General features: G+C 52.6%; 7 protein-coding genes. All 7 read right to left on the bottom strand.

The features are described from left to right. Nucleotides 1–478: DUF3343 domain-containing protein (locus tag ACNKID_RS10555; protein ID WP_417913396.1), on the bottom strand; the 478-nt coding region annotated here is incomplete at its 3' end. 21 nt (nucleotides 479–499) lie between these two features. Then, on the bottom strand, nucleotides 500–916 hold the full coding sequence (locus ACNKID_RS10550) for a type II toxin-antitoxin system VapC family toxin (protein ID WP_417913395.1): 417 nt from the start codon (nucleotides 914–916) through the stop codon (nucleotides 500–502). Further along, the gene (locus ACNKID_RS10545) at nucleotides 909–1,151 is read right to left on the bottom strand and encodes a hypothetical protein (protein WP_417913394.1); all 243 of its coding nucleotides are present in this window, start codon (nucleotides 1,149–1,151) and stop codon (nucleotides 909–911) included. The genes ACNKID_RS10550 and ACNKID_RS10545 overlap by 8 nt, the downstream gene beginning before the upstream one ends. 54 nt (nucleotides 1,152–1,205) lie before the next feature. Beyond that, nucleotides 1,206–1,511, bottom strand: a complete 306-nt coding sequence (locus ACNKID_RS10540; RefSeq protein WP_417913393.1) for a hypothetical protein — start codon at nucleotides 1,509–1,511, stop codon at nucleotides 1,206–1,208. 21 nt (nucleotides 1,512–1,532) lie between these two features. Further along, a complete protein-coding gene (yedE, locus tag ACNKID_RS10535; RefSeq protein ID WP_417913392.1) occupies nucleotides 1,533–2,630 on the bottom strand; it encodes a YedE family putative selenium transporter in 1,098 nt (365 codons plus the stop codon). A 396-nt stretch (nucleotides 2,631–3,026) separates the two neighbouring features. After that, nucleotides 3,027–3,584: a hypothetical protein gene (locus ACNKID_RS10530; RefSeq protein WP_417913391.1), complete on the bottom strand. Its 558-nt coding sequence runs from the start codon at nucleotides 3,582–3,584 to the stop codon at nucleotides 3,027–3,029. Nucleotides 3,585–3,599: 15 nt separating this feature from the next. After that, the coding region (locus ACNKID_RS10525) for a right-handed parallel beta-helix repeat-containing protein (RefSeq protein WP_417913390.1) at nucleotides 3,600–4,507 on the bottom strand (908 nt) is incomplete at its 5' end.

Genomic DNA, 4,507 nt, shown 5'->3' with positions numbered 1-4,507 from the left:
CTTCGTCCGGCGCGGGTGCTTCGTCTAACCGCTTGCCGATCATGGTTGTGGCGAGATAGGGCACGTCCGGGCAGCCGCCGCCGGAGATGTTGACGATGATTTTGGTCTCCGCGTCAACGGTGATTTTCATGTTCGCCGCCCGCACCATCAGGTATTTGCTGCCGTACCATTTCTTGCGGACAAAGTGCAGCGGCTCCATGCCTTCGGTGGTGATCGGCACCACATCAATTGGGTGGAGCTTGGTCGTGTTGAGCAGCTCGGTGATGGCCGCCTCGGCTTCCAGCGGGAATTCCACGCTCAGATCGCAGCCGGTGCGGTACGCAGGCGGCGGACTGACCACGCGAATCTTGTAGCCCTCGTCACGGAGCAGCTCCTCCACCGCGATGACCGTGGTCGGGTGGGCGAAGATCAGCAGGCCGCGCGTGACGTTCTCGTGCTGCGGCTCCTGGGGCTTTTCCTTTTTTTTGAACCAGTTCATGGAATATCGAAATGAGAAAAATTATTTCAGCAAACGAAGAAATCCTGCCTGCTCAAAATGATGCTCCGTTGTCAACGACTCAGTAATGCCGCGTTCTTTCATCACAACAAAACTGGCGCAATCAACCAAACTCCAATCTTTGTCAGTCCGCTGCTTATACAGCCGCCATACCTGTTCATCAAGGGTTTGATCAATATGAATCACTGCGACATAGGGTGAAGTTTTGATGCCTTCAAGAAACGCAATAATTGATGGACGCGGCAGATGCAGCGGGCTGCTCATCAGAGCGGCAAGCTCTGTGATGATATAATTTGTCGTAATCAGGCGAGCCTGCTGCTGCCGAATATTGCGGTATATCGCCGCAGCAAGCGCATGGTGTTTCTGTGTTGCATCAATTAAGCAGCCCCAGCCGGAAGTGTCTGCAAACAGATTATTCATGCACGTCCTGCTGCGACTGACCTATGTATTTGTCGTGATTGTCCGTCCAGTCAGGACAGCCGCTCCTGAACGCGCCAATGAATTTTTCCAGCGGATCGCTGTCAACAGTGCTGCGAGTGAACAGCGAAAGCCATTGCGCAGCCAGCACTTCCGGGAGTTGCCCCGCTTGCTCCGCTGCTCGCCGTAGATGGAGATAAACTTCCTCGGAGATATTCAACGTCAAAGTCTGATTCATAACAACCTTCTATAACCGCAGTGCCTACTTCAACCTACTTCAAAATTGTGCGTATTACTTCTTTGATTGGTTGAGCAATAGTTCTGCTCTCCCTTCAGTTGAAACTATCATACCTGCACACTCTTTCACCAGTTTCTTTATAGCCTCAATGTCATTCGCTTTTATCGCCTCTCTTGTTTTCAATAGTTGCATTGCAAAAATAGATATTGTTGTAAGAACAATTCCGCCTTCAGGTGAAGTTGCAAACTTTGAGTCACGAAACTGTTTTTCAAACTCGGTCAATATTGCATTGATCTGACCTCTGGTTTTATTGAAGGAATTGTATTCATTGTCGCATATCAGATAATCTTTCGGCTTCACAGATATCTCCTTTTTTGAAATTCACCGAGCTGCCTGCTTCCTCCGATAGGCCAGCACCACCACCAAACAAAAAATCAGCCCGGCCAGCGTGGCAATCTTGCCGTTGAATTCCGGGCCAGCCGAGGTGCTGCGGAGCTGCCAGCTTACGACAAAGGCTGCGCCGGTCAGCATTCCAAAGCAGGTCAAGCCTGCGTCCACATCACCCTGGCCCGCTTTCACTAACTGGCGGAAGGGGCAGCCGTCAACAATCACTGCGGCCAAGCCGACCAGCACCATCGCCAAGAAACTCCAGAAATTGCTGGGATGTGAGCCGGGCTGCTCGGAGAAACCGAGGCTGAAGCCAGTCTGCTCAGTCGCGCCAAATTTGTGCAGCAGGGCAACAAACAGCGAGATCATCATAGCCGAGCCAAAGGCGGCGATAATGCCCATGAGCAGGGTTTTCTCTTTAAAAAGAAAGAAATTGCGCAGCCCACCGGTTATGCAGAGGCCGGAACGCTGCGACAGCGCACCGATCAGCAGACCAACTGCCAAAGAAAGCAACATGGGCGCATGTTGCGCCGCCGGGCCGGTTGCTCCTTGTTGAATGAAACTTGGCTGAAGCAGGGCGAAGATCAGCAGGAGCAGACCAATGCCGGGCAGAATGTAGCCGTTGATCTGCGGCAGCTCTTTGTCCCGGTCAAGCACTGAACCGGCGCGAATATAACGGCTGCCAAGCCAAATGCCGAACATCAGTCCAAGCACGGCAGCAACAGCGGTCAAATCGCCAGCCGCCAAGCGCAAAATCATCTTGATCGGGCAGCCAATAAACACTCCGCAGCCGACAATCATGAAAAAGCCAAGCAGAAAACGGATCACCGGCGAGGAGCCGCCAGTCACCCGAAAGCGGCGCATCTTCTTGGCCATCAGGAAGGAGCCAAGGAGAAAGCCGATCAGCTCCGGCCTGATGTAGCTCATCCTGGCGACATTGTGCATCTGGAGCGAGCCGGCTAAATTCTCCAGAAAGCAGGAGATGCAGATGCCGGAATTGACTGGATTGCCGAGCAGGCTCAGAATCACTGCGCCCGCGCCAAGGACAATGCCGGTGGTGACGGCAAGATCAGGAAATTTAAAACGCGCCACTTAATTACTCACCTTACGCAGCAGGCATCGGTCTCCCGATGTTTTCCTCGCGCCTGTCGTTTTTTAAAATTGGAGGCTTAATTTCTTTCTATGACATCCCAGTGAAAAACACTGACAGCTCATTTTCTTTCTCGCGGTGCCCAGTGTTTTAAACTGAATGCTCAGAGGAAAATACTGGGCACTGCTTTTCTTTCACTGAAGCCTCAGTGAAAAACACTGACGGCTTATTTTCTTTCTCGCGGTACTCAGTGTTTAAAACTGAGTGTTCAGAGGAAAACACTGGCCTCTCCTTTCTAAAAAAGAGCTGCCCAGTTTGTTTCGCTGAGACCTGCGCATTAAAAGACACCAAGCAAATTCATAAAATTCAAACAAGCTTTATTTGCTGTGCAAGACAAGCTATTCACATCCGCCAGCCAGCCGCCGCTGGACGTAAAGCAGTTCATTTAACGCCCTTTTGATGTCGGGATCATTGGGCTTCAGCGTGACTTCGCGCTGCAATTTGTCTTTTGCTTCCAGCACGTTTTTCTTGATGTCTTTGCCGACAAAAAGGGGCGATTTCCGGTCTATGTAGCCCGGTTCAAGGTCTATGGCCTGGCGGTAGCTGGTCAACGCGTCGGCAAGGTCGCCGTTCTCGTACTGAAGTTGGGCCTGCCAGAGGAACGAGCGGGAATTGTTCGGCTGCGCGGCTTGAATCTGCTTAAGCTTTTCCATCGCTGCGCTATGCTGCCGCTGCTCGGCCAAGGCAGCAACTTCCTGATACAGTGTCTTATCCTGCACCAGCCGCTGCTCAATCTGCCGCAGCTCTGCCGCCACGCCGCCAGCTTCGGCGGCGTTCGGAGAAGCAGTCAGCCGCTGCTGGACGAGCATGAACAGCATGACTGCTGTCAGCCCGGCCAGCGCGGCTTTGGTGAGCAAGTCCAGCGGATCGCTGGTCAATGTCTGCGCGAAATTCATGAGGGTGAGACTATATCAGAGAATTCCGGCTTCGGCAACAGCGGCTGTGTAAAAATTACCCAAGTCCGCTTTGCCAAGGGCAGCGTCACTGGCCTTGTCCAAGACTTTGGCCCGGATTTGCTGCTCATCCGCCGTGCCCCACCAATTCTTAGGGAAAGCAAGATCATTGGCCTGCCCTTCCAGCATGGACAGGTTATAGTCCGTGTTGTCCACGATGTTGTTGTCAGTCAGGGTGATAGCCTTGACTGCATACATGATCGCGCCCTTGCCATTGCCGCTGATGTTGTTGAACTGCACTGTTCCATCAGCAAGATTTTTGCCATAAACTCCGAAGAACTGATTCTTGCTGATCTCGTTGTGCAGCACCTTCATGCCGTCGCCGACGATCACTCCGCCGCCGTTCTCGGTGATCAGGTTGCGCTCCACTGCAATCGCGCATTTGACCGGGTTATCCTTCAGGTTCTTGTTACCGATGGCGGTGCCGTTGTGCTTGAACTCGTTGTTCATCACCGCCACCTTGGAAGAATGGGCATGAACGCCGGTGTCCGCATACCTGATCACACAGTTTTCAACCACGTTATCCACGCTGGTGTTAAAATTGAGACCGCCCCAATCGCCGGGCTTGGCTTCTTTTTCCACGCTGGTGAAGGTGATTTTCTTCTCCTTCTCACCTTTGGCAATCATCTTTCCCCGAACAAACAGCTCAAGCTGAGGAAAATGATTGTCTTTCTCTTTTTCCGGGTACAGCTTTTCCGGCCCGAACGGCTCAATCTTGGCGAAACGAACTGTGGTGCCGGGCAGGATGGTCAAGGTTGCTTTTTCAGCTACCTCAACATCGCCTTTGATCAGGATTTCGCCAGACCACGTGGTGTCCTTGTCGAGCACACCCTTGCTGACCACCGTTTCCGCGCTCATCGCGGGCT

It is taken from the genome of Candidatus Electronema sp. TJ, from assembly GCF_048287355.1.
In the GTDB taxonomy this organism is placed as follows: domain Bacteria; phylum Desulfobacterota; class Desulfobulbia; order Desulfobulbales; family Desulfobulbaceae; genus Electronema.
This window is presented reverse-complemented; position numbering and strand designations above follow the sequence as displayed.